The sequence below is a fragment of the Flavobacterium sp. genome (assembly GCF_004211145.1).
Lineage (GTDB): Bacteria > Bacteroidota > Bacteroidia > Flavobacteriales > Flavobacteriaceae > Flavobacterium.
This window is the reverse complement of the sequence record NZ_SEBS01000034.1, coordinates 1-21929: the sequence shown is the minus strand read 5'-3', so window position 1 is coordinate 21929 and position 21929 is coordinate 1. Positions and strand designations below refer to the sequence as shown.

21 protein-coding genes are annotated in these 21929 nt (G+C 49.3%); all 21 read left to right on the top strand.

All coding sequences use genetic code 11. The annotated features are described in order from the left end of the window. On the top strand, positions 1-984 hold the full coding sequence (locus tag EOO50_RS14025; protein WP_290840907.1) for an SDR family oxidoreductase: 984 nt from the start codon (positions 1-3) through the stop codon (positions 982-984). A gap of 54 nt (positions 985-1038) precedes the next feature. Then, a complete protein-coding gene (locus tag EOO50_RS14020; RefSeq protein ID WP_290840906.1) occupies positions 1039-2424 on the top strand; it encodes a UDP-glucose 6-dehydrogenase in 1386 nt (461 codons plus the stop codon). Between the two features lie 2 nt (positions 2425-2426). Then, positions 2427-3704 carry a nucleotide sugar dehydrogenase gene (locus EOO50_RS14015; RefSeq protein ID WP_290840905.1) on the top strand — a complete coding sequence of 426 codons (1278 nt, stop codon included), beginning with the start codon at positions 2427-2429 and terminating at the stop codon, positions 3702-3704. Positions 3705-3714: 10 nt separating this feature from the next. Further along, positions 3715-4761, top strand: coding sequence for a dTDP-glucose 4,6-dehydratase (gene rfbB / locus EOO50_RS14010; RefSeq protein WP_290840904.1), 1047 nt, complete (start codon positions 3715-3717; stop codon positions 4759-4761). A gap of 9 nt (positions 4762-4770) precedes the next feature. Continuing rightward, positions 4771-6282: an oligosaccharide flippase family protein gene (locus EOO50_RS14005; protein ID WP_290840903.1), complete on the top strand. Its 1512-nt coding sequence runs from the start codon at positions 4771-4773 to the stop codon at positions 6280-6282. After that, a complete protein-coding gene (locus tag EOO50_RS14000; protein ID WP_290840902.1) occupies positions 6275-7549 on the top strand; it encodes a hypothetical protein in 1275 nt (424 codons plus the stop codon). Before EOO50_RS14005 ends, EOO50_RS14000 begins: the two co-directional genes overlap by 8 nt. A gap of 8 nt (positions 7550-7557) precedes the next feature. Continuing rightward, positions 7558-8532, top strand: a complete 975-nt coding sequence (locus tag EOO50_RS13995) for a polysaccharide pyruvyl transferase family protein (protein ID WP_290840901.1) — start codon at positions 7558-7560, stop codon at positions 8530-8532. 47 nt (positions 8533-8579) lie between these two features. Continuing rightward, positions 8580-10082, top strand: coding sequence for an amino acid adenylation domain-containing protein (locus EOO50_RS13990; RefSeq protein WP_290840900.1), 1503 nt, complete (start codon positions 8580-8582; stop codon positions 10080-10082). Continuing rightward, positions 10075-10305, top strand: a complete 231-nt coding sequence (locus tag EOO50_RS13985) for an acyl carrier protein (RefSeq protein WP_290840899.1) — start codon at positions 10075-10077, stop codon at positions 10303-10305. The genes EOO50_RS13990 and EOO50_RS13985 overlap by 8 nt, the downstream gene beginning before the upstream one ends. Next, the gene (locus tag EOO50_RS13980; RefSeq protein ID WP_290840898.1) at positions 10302-11327 is read left to right on the top strand and encodes a ketoacyl-ACP synthase III; all 1026 of its coding nucleotides are present in this window, start codon (positions 10302-10304) and stop codon (positions 11325-11327) included. The genes EOO50_RS13985 and EOO50_RS13980 overlap by 4 nt, the downstream gene beginning before the upstream one ends. Further along, positions 11324-12073: a hypothetical protein gene (locus EOO50_RS13975; protein ID WP_290840897.1), complete on the top strand. Its 750-nt coding sequence runs from the start codon at positions 11324-11326 to the stop codon at positions 12071-12073. Before EOO50_RS13980 ends, EOO50_RS13975 begins: the two co-directional genes overlap by 4 nt. 4 nt (positions 12074-12077) lie before the next feature. Further along, on the top strand, positions 12078-12317 hold the full coding sequence (locus tag EOO50_RS13970; protein ID WP_290840896.1) for an acyl carrier protein: 240 nt from the start codon (positions 12078-12080) through the stop codon (positions 12315-12317). Between the two features lie 14 nt (positions 12318-12331). Further along, positions 12332-13762: an MBOAT family O-acyltransferase gene (locus tag EOO50_RS13965; protein WP_290840895.1), complete on the top strand. Its 1431-nt coding sequence runs from the start codon at positions 12332-12334 to the stop codon at positions 13760-13762. Further along, positions 13763-14683, top strand: a complete 921-nt coding sequence (locus tag EOO50_RS13960; protein WP_290840894.1) for a hypothetical protein — start codon at positions 13763-13765, stop codon at positions 14681-14683. It begins immediately after the preceding gene. Next, a complete protein-coding gene (locus tag EOO50_RS13955; protein ID WP_290840921.1) occupies positions 14623-15462 on the top strand; it encodes a glycosyltransferase in 840 nt (279 codons plus the stop codon). Before EOO50_RS13960 ends, EOO50_RS13955 begins: the two co-directional genes overlap by 61 nt. Further along, complete coding sequence (locus EOO50_RS13950) at positions 15459-16586, top strand: glycosyltransferase family 4 protein (RefSeq protein ID WP_290840893.1); 1128 nt, start codon at positions 15459-15461, stop codon at positions 16584-16586. The genes EOO50_RS13955 and EOO50_RS13950 overlap by 4 nt, the downstream gene beginning before the upstream one ends. Then, on the top strand, positions 16583-18013 hold the full coding sequence (locus EOO50_RS13945) for an MBOAT family O-acyltransferase (protein ID WP_290840892.1): 1431 nt from the start codon (positions 16583-16585) through the stop codon (positions 18011-18013). The genes EOO50_RS13950 and EOO50_RS13945 overlap by 4 nt, the downstream gene beginning before the upstream one ends. Next, positions 18013-18933 carry a hypothetical protein gene (locus EOO50_RS13940; RefSeq protein ID WP_290840891.1) on the top strand — a complete coding sequence of 307 codons (921 nt, stop codon included), beginning with the start codon at positions 18013-18015 and terminating at the stop codon, positions 18931-18933. Before EOO50_RS13945 ends, EOO50_RS13940 begins: the two co-directional genes overlap by 1 nt. 125 nt (positions 18934-19058) lie before the next feature. Further along, positions 19059-20156 (top strand): EpsG family protein, encoded by a 1098-nt coding sequence (locus tag EOO50_RS13935; protein ID WP_290840890.1) that lies wholly within the window; start codon positions 19059-19061, stop codon positions 20154-20156. Positions 20157-20167: 11 nt separating this feature from the next. Beyond that, positions 20168-21079, top strand: a complete 912-nt coding sequence (locus EOO50_RS13930) for a glycosyltransferase family 2 protein (RefSeq protein WP_290840889.1) — start codon at positions 20168-20170, stop codon at positions 21077-21079. Beyond that, on the top strand, positions 21076-21929 hold an 854-nt coding region (locus EOO50_RS13925; protein ID WP_290840888.1), incomplete at its 3' end, for a hypothetical protein. The genes EOO50_RS13930 and EOO50_RS13925, both read left to right, overlap by 4 nt.

Here is a 21929-nt window from a genome sequence, read left to right as displayed (position 1 = left end):
ATGCCCGAATCTCAATCACATAAAATCCTGATTACCGGTGGTGCGGGATTTATTGGTTCAAATCTGTGCGACCATTTCATTTCGAAAGGACATCACGTGATTTGCCTGGATAACTTTGCGACAGGTCATCGGCATAACATTTCTCATTTGCTTGACAACGCTCGTTTCGAATTGATCGAAGGCGATATCCGAAATCAGGACGATTGCCAAAAAGCGGTTCAAGGCGTCGATTACGTGATGCATCAGGCGGCTTTGGGATCTGTTCCGCGATCCATAAACGATCCAATTACTAGCAACGATGTCAACGTTTCGGGCTTCCTGAATATGCTCGTCGCGGCACGGGACGCAGGCGTGAAGCGATTCATCTACGCCGCGAGCTCATCGACGTACGGGGATTCGGAAGCGTTGCCGAAGGTCGAGGAGAACATCGGAAGTCCGCTTTCTCCATATGCGATCACCAAATACGTCAACGAATTGTACGCCGGGATTTTTTCGAAAACCTACGGGATCGAAACGATAGGATTGCGTTATTTCAATGTTTTCGGGCGCAAACAGGATCCGAACGGAGCCTACGCCGCAGTCATCCCGAAGTTCGTCATGCAGCTCATGAAGCACGAAAGTCCCGTGATCAACGGCGACGGAAGCTACTCTCGTGATTTCACCTACATCGACAACGTGATTCTCATGAACGAACTCGCGATGGTCACGACCAATCCGATTGCGGTGAATACGGTTTACAATACGGCGTTCGGCCAGCGCATATCGCTTGTCGAGCTTACTGAAAGCCTCAAGAAGTTCCTCTCGGAACACGATCCCGCGATAGCCGATGTGCCGATAATTTTCGGGCCCAACCGAAGCGGCGACGTCCCGCATTCCCAGGCAAGCGTCGAAAAAGCGAAAAAATTATTGGGTTACGACCCGCAATTCCCTTTCGATGCCGGTTTGCGCGAAGCCGTGCGTTGGTATTGGGAAAACCTAAGGTAACGGCTTGGCGGCTGTTATGAATAAAAGTATATTTGCAATCTCAAAATATAACGAATGAAAATTACAAAGATTTGTTGCATTGGCGCCGGATATGTTGGAGGTCCGACAATGGCCGTCATCGCACAAAAATGTCCCCATATCCAAGTTACCGTAGTTGATTTGAACGAAGAACGGATCGCGCAATGGAACAGCCCTGATGTGGCGAACATTCCGATCTATGAACCCGGGCTCAGTGAAATCGTAGGCAATACGAGAGGTAAAAACCTGTTTTTTTCGACCGAAGTAGACAAGGCGATACATGACGCACAAATTATTTTCATATCGGTAAACACGCCCACAAAAACATACGGTTCAGGCAAAGGCATGGCGGCCGACCTAAAGTATATCGAACTTTGTGCTCGCCAAATTGCGCGGGTTGCCAAAGACGATAAGATCGTGGTGGAAAAATCCACGCTTCCCGTGCGCACGGCCGAAGCGATCAAAAGCATACTTGACCACACAGGCAACGGAGTACAATTCCAGATCCTTTCGAATCCCGAATTCCTTGCAGAAGGAACGGCCGTCGCCGATTTGTTGAATCCCGATCGCGTTCTTATCGGGGGCGACACGACTCCTGAAGGAGAGAATGCCATCCAGGCGCTTGTGAATGTCTATGAGAATTGGGTCGACAAGAGCAAAATCCTCACGACGAACGTTTGGTCGTCCGAATTATCGAAACTCACCGCGAATGCGTTTTTGGCGCAGCGTGTCTCGTCGATCAACGCCATATCCGAATTGTGCGAGAAAACGGGCGCCGACGTGAACGAAGTTGCGCGCGCGATCGGAATGGACAGTCGCATCGGGCCTAAATTCCTGAAATCGTCAGTCGGCTTCGGCGGATCTTGTTTCCAGAAAGACATTTTGAACCTAGTCTATATCTCCAAGTCATTCGGGCTTCGCGAAGTAGCCGATTATTGGGAGCAGGTCATCATCATGAACGACCACCAAAAAAGGCGTTTCGCAAATAAAATCGTACAAACGCTTTACAATACAGTTGCCGACAAGAAAATCTGCTTCCTGGGTTGGGCGTTCAAGAAAGATACGAACGACACACGCGAATCGGCTGCGATTTTCGTGGCGCGCGACCTTGTGAGCGAACAGGCTAACATCGCGGTTTTTGACCCGAAAGTTACGGAAAGCCAGGTCATGGAGGACCTTGAATACATAAACGTGAGCGCCTCGAGCAAAAAAAGAGTGCAAACCTATGAAGGTCCGTACGAAGCCTGCGCCGGAGCTCACGCCATCGCCGTGCTTACGGAATGGGACGAATTCAAGGAATACGACTGGAAACGCATTTACGACAACATGCAAAAACCGGCCTTCGTTTTTGATGGACGCAACTTGCTTGACAGGAAAAAACTAACTGACATCGGATTCGTATACAAATCGATCGGATCATAACTATGGACGCGAAAATAGCAGTTATCGGGCTTGGATATGTGGGTTTGCCACTCGCGCGTTTGTTCGCGACGAAATATCCCGTGGTTGGTTTCGACATTAATCAAAACCGCGTCGCCGAACTCAATTCGGGAAAAGACAGCACGCTTGAAGTCTCGGATGATTTGCTAAAATCGGTACTCGTTTCCAGCCCGCTTGACGGGAACGGTTTGTTTTGCTCGGCCGACATAAACGATATCTCGAACTGCAACTATTTCGTCGTTACGGTTCCGACACCGGTCGACAAGAACAACCGTCCTGATTTGACGCCTTTGTACAAGTCAAGCGAAACCGTCGCGAAAGTCCTCAAGAAAGGCGACACCGTAATCTATGAATCGACGGTTTATCCCGGCGTGACCGAGGACGAATGCATTCCCGTTCTCGAGCGGGTCAGCGGATTGAAATTCAACGTCGATTTCTTCGCCGGATATTCGCCCGAACGCATAAATCCCGGAGACAAGGAACACACGGTTGAAAAAATACTCAAGATCACGGCGGGCTCGACTCCTGAAGCGGCCCGAAACGTGGACGAATTATACAAATCGGTGATCGTGGCCGGAACGCATCTCGCGCCCTCGATTAAAGTTGCCGAAGCCGCGAAAGTCATCGAAAACTCGCAGCGCGACATCAACATCGCCTTCGTGAACGAACTGGCCAAGATATTCAACATCATGGGCATCAACACGGCCGACGTCTTGGAAGCCGCGGGTACGAAATGGAATTTTTTGAAGTTTAAACCCGGATTGGTCGGCGGGCATTGCATCGGCGTCGATCCGTATTATCTGGCGCAGAAAGCACAGGAACTCGGCTATCATCCTGAGATCATCCTCGCGGGTCGTCGCCTGAACGATTCGATGGGCGAATATGTCGCGTCGTCGGTGGTGAAACTCATGATCAAGAAAAACATCAAGGTCAATTCGGCGAAAGTATTGCTGCTCGGCTTCACGTTCAAGGAAAATTGCCCCGATGTGCGCAATACGAAGATCGTCGACGTCATAAACGCGTTGAACGACTACAGTCTCAACATTACGATTTACGACCCGTGGGCCAACACGCTCGAGGTCGAACACGAATACGGCATCAAGACGACACAGGAACTTCCGGTCGATAAATTCGATACGATCATCCTTGGCGTCGCGCATACTGAATTCCTTTCGCTCGACCTGGACCAGTTCCGCAAGGAAACGTCGGTAATTTATGACGTGAAAGGCGTTTTGAAGATTGAAGTCGACGGTTGCCTCTAAACTAAAACACATGAAAAAGATTTTGATTACAGGCGGCGCGGGTTTCATTGGCTCCCATGTCGTGAGACGTTTCGTCAAAAACTATCCCGACTATCAAATCTATAATCTCGACGCGCTTACGTATGCGGGCAATCTCGAGAATATCCAGGACATCGAGAACGAACCGAATTACACGTTCATCAAAGGCGATATCGTGGATAGCGCGTTCATCGATGCGCTTTTTGCCGAACACCGATTCGATGGCGTGTTGCATTTGGCCGCCGAATCCCACGTCGACCGTTCGATCACCGATCCGCTTTCGTTTTTGCGCACGAACATCTTTGGAACGGTAAACCTGCTGAACGCCGCGAAAGCGATTTGGGGCGACACACAAGGAAAGCGTTTCTACCATATTTCAACCGATGAGGTCTACGGATCATTGGGCGCAGAAGGGTTGTTCACCGAAACGACGGCTTACGATCCAAACTCGCCGTATTCAGCGTCAAAAGCGGGTTCCGACCATTTCGTCCGCGCGTATGGAGAAACCTACGGATTGCCGTATGTGCTCACGAACTGCTCGAACAATTACGGGCCGAACCATTTTCCTGAGAAACTGATTCCGCTGTTCATCAACAACATCATCAACAACAAGCCGCTTCCGGTTTACGGCGACGGGAAATATACGCGCGATTGGCTTTTCGTCGAAGATCACGCGCGCGCCATCGATCTGGTTTTCCACGAAGGGAACAACCACGAAACCTACAACATCGGCGGTTTCAACGAATGGCAGAACATCGACCTTGTCAAACTTTTGTGCAGACTCATGGACAAGAAATTGGGCAGGAGCGAAGGCACGTCGGAACAACTCATCACGTACGTCAAAGACCGTCCGGGCCACGATTTGCGTTACGCGATCGATGCGTCCAAGATCAACAGGGAACTCGGTTGGGAACCGTCGGTCACGTTCGAGCAAGGCCTCGAAATCACGATCGATTGGTATTTGTCGAATCAGGAGTGGCTCAACCACGTGACTTCAGGACAATACGCCAAGTATTACGAAACCCAGTACAATCAGTAGCCGAACCGCATGAGCCAGCTCAAGAAAGGCGCCGCGCTGTCTTACGTCACGATCATCCTTACCAACGCGGTCGGGTTGTTGCTCACACCTTTCATCATCCGATGTCTCGGTAATTCCGAATACGGCCTTTACACGCTCATCGGTTCGCTCATAGGCTATATCAGCGTGCTAGATCTCGGGCTCAACAACACCATCATCCGATTCGTCTCAAAATATCGCGCCAAGCAGGACAAGCAAGGCGAGAACAATTTCTTGGCGACGGTGATGATCATTTACGCGGTGATTTCTATGGCGATCGTGATCATCGGCGTCGGATTGTACTTCAACCTCGACTCCTTTTTCGACAAACTCACGCCCCAGGAATTGATAAAAGCCAAGATCATGTTCGGGATTTTGATCTTCAATTTGGCGATCACGTTGCCCGGAGGCGCTTTCACGGCCATCAGTTCGGCGTACGAACATTTCGTTTTTCCACGTGCGATGAACATCGTGAAATACATCGTTCGGTCGATAATGGTCGTCGGATTATTGCTTTGGGGCGGTGATTCGGTCGCGCTCGTCGTGCTCGATACGATCGTGAACGTGGTCGCGATCGGAATCAACGTGTATTACGTCGTCAAGGTTTTGAAGGCACGTTTCGCATTGCGTCATTTCGAGAAATCGCTTGTCAGGGAAATCTTCAGGTATTCTATCTGGATTTTTATTTTCGCGATGGTCGGCCAGTTCCAATGGCAATCCGGCCAATTGATTCTGGGCAAGATTTCGGGGCCGATAGCCGTCGGGATTTACGGCGTCGGTATTTTATTGGGAACGTATTACGGCGCATTCTCGACCGCGATTTCAGGAGTTTTCCTGCCGCGCGCCACGAAAATGACCGTACTCGAAGCATCGGGAGCCGAACTCACCGACATGATGACGCGCATCGGCCGTTTTTCACTGATCGCATTATTGATGATTTTTGGCGGATTCCTGATTTTCGGACAACAATTCGTGAACCTTTGGGTAGGCGAACATTACGCCGAATCGTGGACGATCGCGATCATCATCATGTTTTCGTATACGTTGCCGCTCGTACAATCGTTCGCGAATTCCATACTCGAGGCGCGAAGTCTGTTTGCGTTCAAGGCCGTGACGTACATTTCGCTGATCGTCATCGGAACCGGAATCGGCGCTTATCTCGTGCGATTCTATGGATTGACGGGAATCATTTACGGTTCGGCAGGCGGATGGATCCTGAGCCAAATTCTCGTAAACATCTATTACAATCGCGTCCTGAAGCTGCAAATTTTACGGTTTTTTAAAGAACTCATGCGTGGACTTTTGCCCGTGTTTCTCGTAATTTTGGCCATTGGATATGGAATCGACTTCTTGCCGGGAAGCGGTTGGTTCAATCTCGTCATCAAAATAGGTTTGTTCGGAGCGGTTTACGCGTTTCTGATGTTCCGATTCGCGATCAACGCCGACGAGAAACGCATTTTCATCGACGCGATTCCATTCCTTAAAAACACGAAACATGCTTAGGCTACACGGTCTGCGATTTGAAAATGACGGAAAACGCATCGTTTACGATTATTCGTACGATGGCGCGTTGTCGAAATATTTCAATAAGAATGAGGTTTTCTTTGCCGAATACGATCTCGACGTAAGCCAAATCCCGACAGGCATCGCCGTGATTCCATTCCTCGCGAATTTCACGCCGATCTCATGGTTCGCGGGTTTTGACATCGAAATCCCTGAAGCCGACGCGACCTTCCTGGATTCGCTCGAATCATTGAAATCGGAATTTTTCGCGCACTTCAAGCAGATAAAATTCGACAGCAACGTAATCTGCAAAAATTCGGTCCGAAACAAACTCGACGGAAACCAAACCGCGCTGTTGTTCAGCGGCGGTCTCGATGCGTTCGAAGCTCTGACGCGCAACATAGATGAGAATCCATTCCTCGTTTCGGTTTGGGGCGCTGACGTTTCGCTCGACGATGAAAAACGCTGGGACGAATTCCAGCGTTACAATGCCGAGGAAGAAATCATAAATGACGACCGCGTCCAATACGTAAAAAGCAACCTGCGCACGTTTTACACGCATCACGTCGACCTGCTCGCCGACATGAGTTGGTGGGGAAAAGTCCAGCACGGCATGGCGCTCATCAGCCTGATCGCGCCTTTAAGTCATATTTTCGGCATCAGGACGGTGTTGATCGCGTCGTCGAACACGGGCGAAGTCTCGTTCGGTTGGGGATCGACATCGGAAACCGACGAAAAGGTGAAATGGGCCGACATGAAAGTCATCCACGATGGTTTCCAGTTCCGACGCACCGAGAAGATCGAGAATATCGTCGCGTTCGCGCATAAAACAGGACACAAAGCCCAACTGCGCGTCTGCTATCACGAACCCCGAAAAGGCAAGAACTGCAGCCGTTGCCCCAAGTGCCAGCGCACGATGCTGGGATTTGTGCTTTGTGGCGAGAACCCGAACGAGTACGGTTTTGAAATGCCGTCGGACTTTTATGATCTGCTCGCGTCGAATTTTGAAAACCAGCCCGTGATGACGACAGGCGTCGCGTACGAATGGCGTTGCCTGCAGGAAAAATCGAGGCAGACAACCAAGCTGTTTTTCCTCGAAAACCCCGAAACCGAAAAAAATAATATTGCTACCTTTACGGCGCTCCGTCTCGACGAGGTCGTCAAAAAAGACGTAGAGTCGCAATCGCGCGTCAAGAAGTTTAAATTTATAATCATCAGCAAGTTCCCGCGCCTGTTCGAATGGTATCTCAAATTCCGCCGGGCCTAACATACCACATGAAATACGGACTACTTTCCTACGTCGAAAACAAGAAATTCTATAACGTCGGTGACAACGTGCAAAGCCTTGCCGCCAAGCAATATCTGCCGCAGGTCGATGCATTGATCAACCGCGAAAAGCTCGCCGATTATCACGGTGGACAAACCAAACTCATCATGAACGGTTGGTTCACGCACAACGCCTCGAATTGGGTGCCGAGCGACGATATCGTTCCGCTTTTCGTATCGTTCCACGTCAACAACACAGCTGCTCCGGCCATGTTGAGTGAAAAAGGGATCGCGTATCTGAAAAAACACGAACCCATCGGTTGTCGCGACCAATTTTCAGCCGATACGTTGAAAGCAAAAGGAATCGACGCGTATTTTTCAGGTTGCCTGACGCTGACGCTCGACAATTACAAGGTCGACGATTCTGAAAGGGGCGATGACATTTACATCGTCGATCCGCTGTACAGCTATTCGTCCTGGGAAAAAGTGACCTATGATTACCGACGGTTCCTGCGCAGCATCCAAAACGGCAACCTGTTCAAGATCGGAAAAAAGAAAAAACACATCTCGAATTTCATCGACGCCGAATTGCTCAAAACCGCGAAGTTTATCAACCAGGAACCGCCTGCGAACACGCATTCGGACGAGCAAAAATTCGCGATGGCCGATGAAATCCTCAAAAAATACGCACGCGCCAAACTCGTCATCACCTCGAGAATACATTGCGCCTTGCCGTGCCTCGCGATGGGAACGCCTGTGATTTTCGTGAACGGATTCGACAGTTTCGTGGATTCCTGCCGATTCGACGGCATTCTCGATCTGTTCAACCGCGTCGACGTGAACACGAAAGACGGTTCGTTTACGACGAATTTCGGTCTCAACGGGAAAATCACCAAAGACACCATTGTCAGGAATCTCGAAAAGCACCACGCGCTTGCCGAGCCACTCAAGGAAAAATGCCGCGCATTCATCCAAAAAGGATAATCCACGCATATAAAAACGTACTTTTGTAATTACCGCAAAACCCCGCAATGTTCAGCAAAACCATACTTGAACCGTTCCTGAAAGCAGTCGTCGAACATTCGGCCGAAAATGCTTTTTGCATCGACGGGACGTTTTTCACGTATGCCGATCTTGCGCGACACGTTTCAAAAATAAGAAAAGCGGTTTCGGCGAAATCAGGTTCGAAAATCGTCGCGCTCGTCGCCAATGACGACATCGAAACCTATGCGTCGATCTTCGCGTTGTGGCTCGAAGGTTTGGCGTACGTGCCGCTTCATCCGGCGCAACCGTTGGGCCGAAGCATAGAAATCATCGGCCAGACCCAAAGCGATCTGGTGTTGTCGTCGGTAAAAAAAGAGGAATTTCCAATTGAGACGATCACCACATCGGAACTCGAATTCGAAGGTCTGCAACTCGAACCGAACGATGCCGATGATTGCGAACTCGCCTACATTTTGTTCACGTCGGGCAGCACTGGCCAACCGAAAGGCGTGACCCTTTCGCGCGAAAACATCGGTTCGTTCATGGATTCGTTCTGGAAATCGGGCATCGAACTCTCAAGCGCCGACAGGTGTTTGCAATGTTTCGACCTGACGTTCGACGTTTCCATCCAATCGTTCCTCGCGCCGCTCACGAAAGGCGCCTGCGTGTATACGATTCCGCACCACGAGATAAAATACAGTTACGTTTTCGGGCTTTTCGAGGACCACGAACTCACGTTCGGGGCGATGGCACCATCGATGGTTCGCTACCTGCGGCCGTATTTCGACGAGATAAACGTGCCCTCGATGCGCTACTGCATCCTGACCGCCGAAGCCTCGCCAAAAGAACTCGTCGAAGAATGGCAAAACTGCTTACCGAATGCCGAGATCTTCGACTTTTACGGCCCGACCGAAGCCACGATTTACTGCACTTATTATAAAGTCCCGACCAAAAACGCGAAGCAACTCAACGGCATGTTGTCTATCGGGAAACCGATGGATGGCGTGATCGCATTGATTCTCGACGAAAATAAAACAGAAGTTCCAAAAGGCGAAAAAGGCGAATTGTGCGTCGCCGGTGCGCAACTCACGCCCGGATATTGGCAGAATGCCGAGAAGAACGCCGAGTCGTTTTTTGAACTCGGGCACGATGGCAAAACCGAGCGTTTCTATCACACGGGCGATTTGTGTTACTTCGATGCCGACGGCGATTTGATGTACGCCGGACGCAAGGATTACCAAGTAAAAATCCAGGGATATCGCATCGAGCTTGGCGAAATCGAACACCACGCGCGCAACTTCCTGAACGGGAAAAATGCCGTCGCGACCGATTTCACGAACGCGCTCAACAATACTGAAATTGCGCTCTACATAGAAACCGAGCAAATCGACCCGACCGACGTCACGATCGCGCTCAAGGCGAAACTGCCGCCGTACATGGTGCCGACGCGCATCATACCGCTTGCGCAATTTCCGCTGAATTCGAACGACAAAGTCGATAGGAAGACGCTCAAACTAATGATTAACGAAATAAACACCACAAATGGATAAGGCTGAATTCATCGAAAAAGTAAAAGAACAATTCCTCGATCCGGTCGACGATTTGGGGTTCGACGATAATTTCCGCGATTTCGGATCCTACGATTCGCTCACGGGAATGACGATAATGGTAATGATCAAGGACGAATTCGGTTACGACATCACCGAAGCCGATTATCGCAACCAGAAAACCATCCAACAATTGTTCGACTTGGTCACTTCACGCACCGCATGATGAAAGCGTATCTGAACGGAATATCGTATTATTTGCCCGAAGCGATCCTCGACAACGCCGAACTTTCGCGACTTCATCCCGAATGGTCGGTCGATAAGATTTCCCAAAAAACGGGGATTTTCGAACGACATATTTCAGCCGACGACGAATTCTCGAGCGACATGGCGATTTCGGCACTCGAGAAATTCTTCTCGGAACATCCGATCGAAAAACAAGACATCGATTTCCTGCTTTTCTGCACCCAAAGCCCCGATTATCTGTTGCCGACGACGGCCTGCATTTTACAGGACAGGATCGGATTACCGACGACGTGCGGCGCGCTCGATTTCAACCTCGGATGCTCGGGCTACATCTATGGATTGGGCCTGGCGAAAGGGTTGATCGAAACGGGTCAGGCGAAGAACGTATTGCTCGTGACGTCTGAAACGTATACGAAACTGATCCACGACCGCGACAAGTCGAACAAGACGATCTTCGGGGACGGCGCTTCGGTTTCATTGATAACGTCGAAACCTTCAGATGAAACGTTCAAAGCGGTGATCACGAATTTCGTGTACGGTACCGACGGCGGAGGCGCAGGCCATTTGATCGTCAAGAACAGCGGCATCAAACAAGACAAGACGAAGCAGGAAGACCAACTCAACGACGAAGGCGATTTCATCCGCAACGACGATTATCTGTACATGAACGGAAAGGAAATTTTCCAGTTCACGGCCCTCGAAGTTCCGCCGATGGTGAACCGATTGCTCGCCCAGAACGACATGGAAGTCAACGATCCCGATTTGTACATTTTCCATCAGGCGAACGCGTACATGCTCGATTATATGCGCAAACGCTGCAAGATTCCTGAGGAAAAATTCTTCGTTTCGATCGGCGATGTCGGGAATACGGTTTCATCGACGATTCCGATTGCGATAAAACGCGCGGCTTTGGAAAACAAGATCAATCCTGGAAATAAAGTACTGCTCGCGGGTTTTGGCGTCGGGCTTTCAATGGGCGCAACGATAGTGAATTTCGAATGAACGGATTCCGGAAAGCATCGGTAGATGAGATTGAGGACGGCATTGAGGAAATCTACGACAATGGCGTAGCACTTTCGAATTATTTCAACGCCGACGTCGATGGTTTCGAATACCTGAAAACCGAAAAATCGATCCTGCTCAAAAAGGATGAAGTCGGTTTTTCACGCGTTTATTTCCTGACGAACGATGTCGGGGATTTGACTTCGGAACTTTCAAGAATCGAAACGACGACCGTGATCAACATTCCGTCGAAAGATGGAATCGCGGCTTTCGAGCCTGTTCTGGAAAAGTCGGGTTTCAAACCGTATCGCGTTTACGAGGTGTATGAAAATCATGAATTCCGCGGGAACGATGTTTTTCGCGCCGAATTTGCGTCAGGAAAAGATTTGGAACGCGTCAAGTTCTTGCTGTACGACCAACTCGACACATTCGCCGATCACTTGCCCAGCGACGAAACGATCGCGAAGTTCATCGCAAACAACCAAGTGCTAGTCAATTACGAAAATGACGAGATTTGCGGGATTTTCATTTTCACCGTCCAGGGCAAAAAATGTTATTTCAACTATTGGGTCGATTTGGGAAGCAACGGACTGTTTTTGCTGCTCCAGATGTACGATTGGCTCAAGGAACAAAATATTGCGTACAGTTATTTGTGGGTCGATACGCAAAACCAAAAAGTGAAGCGCATCCACACGCTTTTGGGCAGCAGACCCAACGGCACAAAAGATTATATTTACACCAAATAATACCATGGAAAACAACGCCATCGCACAAAAACTCGCGCCCGTTTTTAAAAGCGTGTTCAACAATGAGAACCTCGAGGTGACCGAATCGCTGTCGGCCAACGACGTCGACAATTGGGATTCGCTTTCGCACATGATCCTGATCTCGGAAGTAGAGAAAACTTTCGGCATCACGTTCAAATTGCGCGAGCTCAACAAGATGAAAAACGTAGGCGACATGATCGATGTGATCGCATCCAAACTGTAACGCAACCTATGTAAATGACTTTTACGTCCTTACATTTCTTTATTTTCTTCCCCGTGGTTTGCGTGCTGTTCTACGCGACGCCCGCGCGGTTCCGCTGGTTGCTTCTGCTCGTGGCCAGTTATTATTTTTACATAAATCTCAAGCCGGTTTTCGCGTTGTTGACTGCGGGAATCACGCTTTCGACGTGGTTTTTTACGAACCGGATCCAAAGCGCCGACGACGATGCCAAACGCAATAAACTGTTGTGGGCGAACGTCGTCCTAATTTTGCTTCCGCTGCTGTTCTTCAAGTATTTCCCTGCGATCAACCAAGGCGTTTTCGACGTGTTGACCGCGATGAACGTGCGATATACGTTGCCCGAGATTTCGCTTCTGATGCCAGTCGGGATTTCTTTTTACACGTTCATGGCAATCGGCTACACGGTCGACGTGTACAACGAGGAGATCGAGGCCGAGAAAAACCTCGGGATTTTGGCTTTGTTCATCAGCTTTTTTCCACTCGTGCTTTCAGGCCCGATCGAACGCGGAAAAAACATGTTGCCGCAATTCCACTCGCCCGCGAAATTGGATCCCGCGAACTTGAGCCAGGGCTTGAAATGGATGTTGTGGGGATTTTTCATGAAACTCGTCGTGGCCGACCGCATCGGGATTTACATCGACGAGGTTTTCAAGGATATTTCGATCCACAACGGCACGACGTTTACGCTCACGACGATTTTATATCCGTTTCAGGTTTACGCCGATTTGGGCGGTTATTCGTTGATCGCGATCGGTTGTGCGAAAATCATGGGATTTGACGTGATGCAGAATTTCCGCCGACCGTTTTTTTCTATTTCCATGGCCGAACTCTGGCGTCGCTGGCACATTTCACTGATCACCTGGATCACCGATTACATTTACACACCGATTTCTTTCTCGCTGCGCAAACGCGGAAAATGGGGAATCGTCTACGCGTTGCTGCTCGCGTTCCTGATCAGCGGAATCTGGCACGGCGCGAGAATGACTTATGTAATCTGGGGTTTGATGCAGGGCATTTTCCTGAGCATTGAAGCGCTCACGGCGAAGAACCGCAAGGAATTTCGCGAGAGATATAATTTGTCGGGAAAGCCATTTTTCATATTCGTCTGTTGTATTTTCATCTTTGGTTTGTTCGCGTTTTCGCAGATTTTCGGACGTGCCGACAACCTTTCGGACGCCGCGACGATCATCGCCAAATTGTTCACCGACCACGGAATGCCGTTTCTCGACATGCCGACGCTGACGCTGGCCGCATTCGGATTGGGTTTGCTTTTCGCATCGGATTTTCGCGACGAATACTTCCCGACCAAACTCCGATTTTTTGAAAACCGATTTTTTGCCGTGCGTTTCACCTCGTATCTTTTCGTGCTGCTGCTCGTGATTTTCCTTGGCGTCGTCAACAACCGTTTCATTTATTTCAATTTCTAGATGAAGTCATTTTTCCTAAAACTCGCGCTTTTCGTTGCTGTCATCACGGCGATCATGGCCTTCGTGCTTGGGAAATACGGCGGTTATGTCGATTATTATTACCCGAAGGTCGCCTCGCCCAAGCAAACCTCGTTGATCATCGGAGATTCCAAACCGATGCAAGGCATCCAACCGTCGGTCATCAACGATTATTTCAAAGCCGATAAATCCTACCAAATGCCGATTTTGAACTACGCGTTCACGGTTTTTCAGGCGGCGTACGGCGAGCATTATTTCCGAAGCATCCGCCGCAAGGTCGATCCCGACACCAAAAACGGCCTGTTCATCCTGTCGGTAAGCCCGTTCGAAATGTCGAAACATCCCGAGGACGACGAACAAAAGCACAAATTTTTCGAACAGGACCAATTGCCGCACAACATGTGGAACCCGAACGGCGCGCCCAATTTCGAATATCTCGTCAAAAACTACGATTCATTCCATTTCAAGGCGATTTTCCGCCGCTTGTCGAAAACCCACGACGACGGCTGGATGCAGGAAGACAACATCCCGACCGACGCGAAAAGCCTCGAAAAACTCAAACTCGAAAAGATCGTGAATTACGAGAAAACGGCGTTGAAGTACGAGCCGTCGGGCTATCGACTCGAGAGTTTCGACAGCCTCGTCGACTACTTGTCAAAGCGCGGAAAAGTCGTTCTCGTGCGTATGCCACAGCAGGATAAGATCACCGAAATCGAGACCAAATTCTGGCCGGTTTTCAATCAACACATGAACGACATCGCCAAAAACAGGAAAGCGCTTTATTTCGATTTCTCGGTAAATTCAAAGTACGACAGTTACGACGGCGTACATTTGGGCAACGAATCGGGCGCGATCTTCACGAAAGATTTGTGCGATTCCATAAAAAAATACGGCGCGAGATGATCCCGAAAAAAATACATTACTGTTGGCTCAGCGGCGATCCGTTTCCCGAATTGATCGCGAAATGCATCTCAGGTTGGAGCGAGAAACTGCCCGACTACGAATTCGTGCTTTGGGACGCGAACCGTTTCAACATACAAAACAACCTTTGGGTAAAGCAGGCGTTCGAGGCAAAAAAATACGCGTTCGCCGCCGATTTTATCCGACTTTACGCCGTTTACACCCAGGGCGGGATTTATCTCGACACCGACATCGAAGTCGTAAAACCGTTCGACGATCTGTTACGCTTGCCATATTTCATCGGATCGGAAGGACATTCGAACATCGAAGCCGGAATTTTCGGGGCCGAAGCGGGACAAACCTGGTTGGGCGATTGCCTGAAATATTACGACAACCGCGAGTTCATAAAACCCGACGGCACGTTCGACATCCTGACGCTGCCGCGCATCATGAACCAACAGATCGAACAAAACCGCGAGATCGTAGAAGCGTCGAAAACTGAAATCTTCGCCTCCGATTTGCGGGACGAATCAAAACTTTTCATATTTCCGAAAGACTTTTTCTGCGCCAAAGACCATGGAACGGGAATCGTCGAAAAAACGGAAAATACCTACGCGATCCATCATTTCGCGATGTCCTGGGTCGGTGCGAAAACCACGTTTTTACCCAATTTGAAGCGCAAACTCATGGCCGTTTTTGGCGTCGGTTTCGTGAGTTCGGTGATCACTGTTTTAGGTTTGAAGGCAATCCGCGACGCTATCGCGAAAAAGAAAGCGCCATGAGGATCTTATATGTGACCGACCAATTGTATCTTTTTGGGGGAGCCGAAAAAATCCTGACCCAAAAGCTCAACTACTGGGCGGACGTTTTCGAGTATGACGTCATGGTCGTCACGTCGTCCCAATTTGGGAAGGCACCGTTTTTTAAATTGAGCAATAAGGTAAAACACATCGATCTCGGCATCGATTATCCCGACGGCAGTTTGTATCATCCGCGCAATTTCAAACGATTTTCGCAACATTATAAAAAACTGAAAGCAACGATTTCCGACTATAATCCGGACGGCGTTTTCGTGTTGTCGCAACGGCTGCCGAACATCATAACGCCTTTCGCCGCCGGAAAAATTCCCGCGTTCTACGAATTGCACACGTCGTGGCGCGGTTTCAAAAACAATTACGACGCCCAACCGGCTATATATAGAATCAAGACGAGAATTCTGGACGCGATCACGCGCTTCGCTGAAAATCGTTACTCGAAAATCGTGTACCTGAATCCGACGGAACTTTCGCTTTTCAACCGCAAAAACGGCATCGTCATCCCAAATTTTTACGACGATTCGTTACCGCAACCGGTCGAAACCCGAAAAAAATCGGTGGTTACGCTCGGTCGTTTGAGCTATGAAAAACGGTATGATCGGTTGCTCGATGCGTGGAAATTGCTCGATGAAAAAATCGAAGGCTGGGAATTATTCATTTTCGGAGATGGTGTCGAACGCGAAAAACTCGAACGCCAACAAAACGCTACCGTCTGGCGCAATCCCGTACATTTGCCCGGAGCGACGTCGGAACCCGCAAAAAAACTCGCCGAATCCTCGATTTACGCATTGAGTTCGCAGGTCGAAACATTTCCGATGGCGTTGCTCGAAGCCCTGTCAAATGGTCTGCCGATCGTTTCGTTCGATTGCGAATCGGGGCCGCGACATATTATTACGGCAGGCGAGGACGGAATTTTGGTGCCGAGTGAAGACGTGAAAGCATTATCGGACGCCTTGCTCGAACTTATGCAAAACGACGAAGAACGCGCCCGAATGAGCCAGCGCGCCAAACAAAACGTGAAGCGTTTCAATGCCGCGGCCATCATGGCTCGTTGGGACGAACTGCTTAAAAATACAATTGCCGCCAAATGATCTTCAACTCGTTCGACTTCCTGTTCTTTTTGCCCGTGGTTTTCGCGCTGCATTGGTTCGTATTCGGCAAAAGCACGAAGGCACAGAACGTATTGCTGCTCGTGGCGAGTTACTTTTTCTACGCATGCTGGGATTGGCGCTTCCTATTCCTGCTCGTTTTCTCGACGGGACTCGATTATTTTACGGGTCTGAAAATGTTCGACGCGCCGACTAAGACCGGAAAGAAATTTTGGTTCTGGCTCAGCATCGTCATCAATCTCGGATTCCTAGGCGTTTTCAAATACTATAATTTCTTTGCCGAATCGTTCGCCGAAATGTTGTCGGAATTCGGATTTACGGTGCACGCGACGACGCTCGACGTCATCTTGCCAGTCGGAATCTCATTCTACACATTCCACGGCCTTTCGTACGTGATCGACATTTATAACGACAAGATAAAACCCGAACGCAACTTTATCGATTATTCGGTGTTCGTGAGTTTTTTCCCGCTTTTGGTCGCGGGTCCGATCGAACGTGCCACGCATTTATTGCCGCAGATCCAACGCAAACGCGACTTCAAATATTCACAAGCCGTCGATGGTTTGCGCCAAATCCTTTGGGGATTGTTCATGAAGACCGTCGTCGCCGACAATTGCGCCGAGGTCGTGAACCAGGTCTTCAACAGCCAGGACACGATGAACCCGACATCGCTCGCGATCGGTGCGGTTTTTTTCGCGTTCCAGATTTACGGTGATTTTTCAGGGTATTCGAACATTGCGTTGGGAACGGCGCGATTGTTCGGCGTTGAATTGCTGCGGAATTTCGCGTATCCGTATTTCTCGCGCGACATAGCCGAGTTCTGGAGACGTTGGCACATTTCGCTTTCGACGTGGTTCCGCGATTATTTATACATTCCGCTGGGCGGCAGCAAAGGCGGCCTCAAGATGCAGGTCCGCAACACGTTCATCATTTTCCTGGTCAGCGGATTCTGGCACGGCGCGAATTGGACGTTTATCGTCTGGGGCGCTTTGAACGCGTTGTACATCATGCCGCTCGTGATTTTCAAATTGAACAGGAAGAACACGAACATCGTTGCCGAAAATTCGATTTTTCCGTCGGTTACCGAGGTTTTCCAAATGCTCATCACGTTCGCGATCACGGTGTTGGCGTGGATATTTTTCAGGGCCGACAACGTGCACGATGCCGTTTCGTATATCGGTCGACTGTTCGAAGTGACATCGTATGCCAAGCCTGAAGTCAGTTTGAAACCGTTTTTGTTCATTTTGATTCTGATCGTCGTCGAATGGATGCAGCGCAGGAAACCGCATGGTCTCGATATCGCGCACATCAGGATTTCGTGGGTTCGCTGGTGCATTTACTTTTTCGTGTTCCTGCTGATCTTGTTTTTCGCGGCCACGTCTGATTCCTTCATATATTTCCAATTCTGATGAAAAAGTTCGTACTTAAATTAGCGGTTTTCGCGGTTTTGGTCACGGCCACGATCATGCTGTTGCTCGAATTCGCGGGCGGTTATGTCGATTATTATTATCCGAAGTTTTCGTCGTCGGCCCAAAAATCGATGATTATCGGGGATTCGAGAAGCGTCGAAGGCATTCGTCCGTCGGTGGTAAATCAAAAACTTTCGAGCGATTTCGATCTCCCGATGTTCAATTACAGTTTCACGATCGCGCAAGCGACATACGGCGAATGTTACCTGCAAAGCATCAAACGCAAACTCGATCCCAATGCCAAAAACGGGCTTTTTATCCTGTCGGTGAATCCGTACATGTTTTTGAAGCGCGACGGAGACGATTTCGAGAACGGGAAATTCTTCGAATCGAACGTGCCGCCTCACAACATGAGATTTCCGTCGGTGAAATTCAACCCCGAACATTTCTTCAAGAACTCCGAATACGCGCACTACAGCACGCTTTTTACGCGAGGCGGTAAAGCCCACGACGACGGTTGGTTCGAGGAACGAAGCGTGCCGAACGACCCGTCCGTACGCGCATCGCTTGAAAAAGGACAGGTAAAATTGTATTCCGACTTAGGCCGACGCTACAAGGTCGCTCCATACAGGCTCGAGAAATTGGGTGAAACCATCGAGATGCTCAAACGTCACGGCGAAGTCGTCGTCGTCAGGATGCCCGTAAGCGCTAACATTTTCGCGCTCGAGCATCGATTGCGTCCGGGTTTTGACAGCGACATGGAAGCTATCGCGATGCGCGAGAACGTGCCCTACTTGAATTTCACGAAGATGCTCAACACCTACGCGAGTTTCGACGGCGTCCATCTTGACGAGATCGGAAGTGAGGCATTTACCGCAAAATTATGCGACTCGATTAGATCGCTCGGACGCAAGAAGTAGCAAACGAGCCATTGCGGCCAACGAAAATACCTTAAATTTGCCATACCTGAAAAACGCGGTACGGCATTTTCACGACACGATATGGGCGAAAAAGTAATGGGTTTAATTTTTCTAAAGGCAAAACTGTGAATACATTGGTTCCTTTGGAATATTATTTTACGCTGTACCTCAATTTGTTGTTGCTCATCGCGCTGTCTATCCATTTACAGGCGAACCGCACGGATTGGCTCGACCAAAAAAACCTGAAATCCAAAAATGCGGTCGGCATCGCGCTACTCATTTTCACGATCGTTTATATTGGGACAAGGCCGATCAGCGGGAAATATTTCATCGACATGCGCACCTACGCCGAGAGTTTCGCGGTCTACGTCGAAGGCGGGGAAATCCCGATAAACAAAGACGTTTACTTCGAATATTTCATGAAATGGTCGTCAGGCATCATGTCGGTCGCGACGTTTTTCTTTTTGTGCGCCATCCTGTATGTTTTGCCGATGTACTTTTTTTGTCGCAAGATCTTCAAGGATTATTGGTTTTACGCGTTCATGATGTTGGTCATGTCGTTCACGTTTTGGAGCGCGGGCGTGAATGGGATCCGAAGCGGTATCGCGACATCGTTCGTATTGGTGGCCATCGCGTATGCCGATCGAAAAGCGCTTTCGATCATCTTGTTCCTCATCGCATTGGCGTTCCATAAATCGATGGCGCTAGTGATCGCGGCTTATGTCGTCACAGCTTATTTCAGGCATACGAATTGGCTCATCGCGGCCTGGTTTTTCGCGATACTGCTTTCGCTCGCGCTGGGCGGGTTTTTCGAAGGCGTGTTTTCAGGTTTCGGGCTCATCGAGGACGAGCGTATTTCAAATTACATGTCGGGTGAAGTCGATGAGTTCGAGGTCGCCGTCGGCCGAACCGGTTTCCGATGGGATTTCCTTCTGTTCAGCGCCTCGGCCGTCGCGGCCGGATGGTTCTTTAAAAATAAGAAAGGCTATGAGGATTACGTTTACGATCGCATTTTAGGCACGTACCTGATCACGAACTCGTTCTGGATTTTGGTCATCCGTACGCCATTTTCAAACCGATTCGCTTATTTGTCGTGGTTTATTATGGGTATCGTGATTGTTTATCCGTTGCTCAAAAACCGATTCTACGACAATCAGCATGTCGTCGTGGCGCGCGTTATATTTGTATTCTTTTTATTCACTTACGTAATGTCGATGCTGTAGGCAACCTATTTATGAAATCAATTACCGTTTTTACGCCGACCTATAACCGGGCATATTGCCTGCCCATTTTGTATGAAAGTTTGTTGCGGCAGACCGATCGCGATTTCGAATGGCTCGTCATCGACGACGGGTCGCAGGATACCACGCGCGAACTCATGCAGGGATGGATTTCAGACGCCAAGATCGACATCAAATACCATTACAAAGAGAACGGCGGCATGCACACGGGCCATAACGCCGCATACAGCCTGATCGAAACGGAACTTAACGTATGTGTCGATTCCGACGATTTCCTGCCCGACAACGGCATCGAACTCATGCTTTCGCGTTGGAGAAAAGACGGAAGCGATAAATACGGCGGCATGATCGGCCTCGACGAAGCGGTCTCAGGCGGCATCATCGGGACCCAATTTCCCGAAGGCCTCAAAGAATGTACGTACGGCGAACTCGGCCCGCGTTACGGCGTGTTCTGCGATAAGAAATTGGTGTACCGAACTGAAGTCGTCAAGAGGTACGATCCGTATCCAGTTTTTCCCGACGAACGCTTCGTTCCCTTGTATTTCCCGTATCTGGTCGACGCTGACTACAAATTGCTGTGCTATAACGATGTGTTTTGTATCGTCGATTACCAGCAGGACGGTTCGACGGTTAACATTTACGCCCAGTATTTCAGGCATCCGAAAGGTTTTTCGTACTCGCGCAAGATCGAGATGCGTTATATTCCGTTCGTGAAGATCAAATTCAAGAGCGCGATCCATTACGTCGCGACGTCGATCATCAGTAAAAATTGGAATTTCCTCGCCGAATCGCCCAAAAAAATCTATACGTTTCTCGCGATTCCGTTCGGGATTGCGGCCTACTTTTTCCTGCGCATGAAACGAAGCAAACCCAAAAAACTGGCGCTGCCGAATCCGGGATCATGAACGTACATTTCCAAAATCGCGAAGAGGACAAGAAATTCATCGCATTCAACGAAACGATATTTCCAGAGCGTGGCGAATTGAATCGGAAGCTCACGGATTTCCGATATTTCAATCCGATGAACCCGAAAAGCGATACGTCGGGAAACGTCGTCGCAACCGATGATGACGGAAAGTTGATCGGCCAGGCTTTATATCATAAAACCGATTTTTTCTTTGATGGAAACCGCGCGTCATCAGAATGGGGATTCGATTTTTTCGTGGTTCCCGAACGCCGGAACGATTTGGTCGGCGTACACATTCTGCAATATGTAAAAGCCAACAAACCGAACGTTTTCGCTGCCGGACTGGGAGAGAAGGCGCTCAAGTTGCAGAAGATGCTGGGCTACAACGTGATCGGTTACTTAAAAAAGTACGTGAAAATAATACATCCGTTTTTTTTGCCGTTCGGTTTGTTGCGTGCGACGAATCTGAAGTCCGGATCCTATCCGAAAATCATCGGGAAAGGCGAATCCCTTTTTGAACGTATTTCGTTGGATGAACTCTGGAACTCCGAATCGCCTTATAACGAAAATCTTATCGAATTTGCGCGAGACGAATCGTTTTTGAAATGGCGGTTTTATTCCAAGAATTTCAATTATGCCGTATATCGACAGGTCGGATCGAGTGGAAATCCAATTTATTTCGCGTTGCGTACCGTCAAAATAAAAGGCATCACGGGATTGGTTCTCGTCGATTTCCGTTACGACGTGAAAAAGCCTGAACAATTTTCGCTGATCGTTTCGTCGGCAAAAAAAATAGCGACAAAAATGTGGCTACCGATTCTCGTCACGGCGAGTTCGCACAAATCGTC

What these genes read in the sequence shown, in the direction of transcription:
- EOO50_RS14025 (WP_290840907.1), top strand. Translation starts at nt 1, where the DNA reads ATGCCCGAATCTCAATCACATAAAATCCTGATTACCGGTGGTGCGGGA.
- EOO50_RS14020 (WP_290840906.1), top strand. Translation starts at nt 1,039, where the DNA reads ATGAAAATTACAAAGATTTGTTGCATTGGCGCCGGATATGTTGGAGGT.
- EOO50_RS14015 (WP_290840905.1), top strand. Translation starts at nt 2,427, where the DNA reads ATGGACGCGAAAATAGCAGTTATCGGGCTTGGATATGTGGGTTTGCCA.
- rfbB (WP_290840904.1), top strand. Translation starts at nt 3,715, where the DNA reads ATGAAAAAGATTTTGATTACAGGCGGCGCGGGTTTCATTGGCTCCCAT.
- EOO50_RS14005 (WP_290840903.1), top strand. Translation starts at nt 4,771, where the DNA reads ATGAGCCAGCTCAAGAAAGGCGCCGCGCTGTCTTACGTCACGATCATC.
- EOO50_RS14000 (WP_290840902.1), top strand. Translation starts at nt 6,275, where the DNA reads ATGCTTAGGCTACACGGTCTGCGATTTGAAAATGACGGAAAACGCATC.
- EOO50_RS13995 (WP_290840901.1), top strand. Translation starts at nt 7,558, where the DNA reads ATGAAATACGGACTACTTTCCTACGTCGAAAACAAGAAATTCTATAAC.
- EOO50_RS13990 (WP_290840900.1), top strand. Translation starts at nt 8,580, where the DNA reads ATGTTCAGCAAAACCATACTTGAACCGTTCCTGAAAGCAGTCGTCGAA.
- EOO50_RS13985 (WP_290840899.1), top strand. Translation starts at nt 10,075, where the DNA reads ATGGATAAGGCTGAATTCATCGAAAAAGTAAAAGAACAATTCCTCGAT.
- EOO50_RS13980 (WP_290840898.1), top strand. Translation starts at nt 10,302, where the DNA reads ATGATGAAAGCGTATCTGAACGGAATATCGTATTATTTGCCCGAAGCG.
- EOO50_RS13975 (WP_290840897.1), top strand. Translation starts at nt 11,324, where the DNA reads ATGAACGGATTCCGGAAAGCATCGGTAGATGAGATTGAGGACGGCATT.
- EOO50_RS13970 (WP_290840896.1), top strand. Translation starts at nt 12,078, where the DNA reads ATGGAAAACAACGCCATCGCACAAAAACTCGCGCCCGTTTTTAAAAGC.
- EOO50_RS13965 (WP_290840895.1), top strand. Translation starts at nt 12,332, where the DNA reads ATGACTTTTACGTCCTTACATTTCTTTATTTTCTTCCCCGTGGTTTGC.
- EOO50_RS13960 (WP_290840894.1), top strand. Translation starts at nt 13,763, where the DNA reads ATGAAGTCATTTTTCCTAAAACTCGCGCTTTTCGTTGCTGTCATCACG.
- EOO50_RS13950 (WP_290840893.1), top strand. Translation starts at nt 15,459, where the DNA reads ATGAGGATCTTATATGTGACCGACCAATTGTATCTTTTTGGGGGAGCC.
- EOO50_RS13945 (WP_290840892.1), top strand. Translation starts at nt 16,583, where the DNA reads ATGATCTTCAACTCGTTCGACTTCCTGTTCTTTTTGCCCGTGGTTTTC.
- EOO50_RS13940 (WP_290840891.1), top strand. Translation starts at nt 18,013, where the DNA reads ATGAAAAAGTTCGTACTTAAATTAGCGGTTTTCGCGGTTTTGGTCACG.
- EOO50_RS13930 (WP_290840889.1), top strand. Translation starts at nt 20,168, where the DNA reads ATGAAATCAATTACCGTTTTTACGCCGACCTATAACCGGGCATATTGC.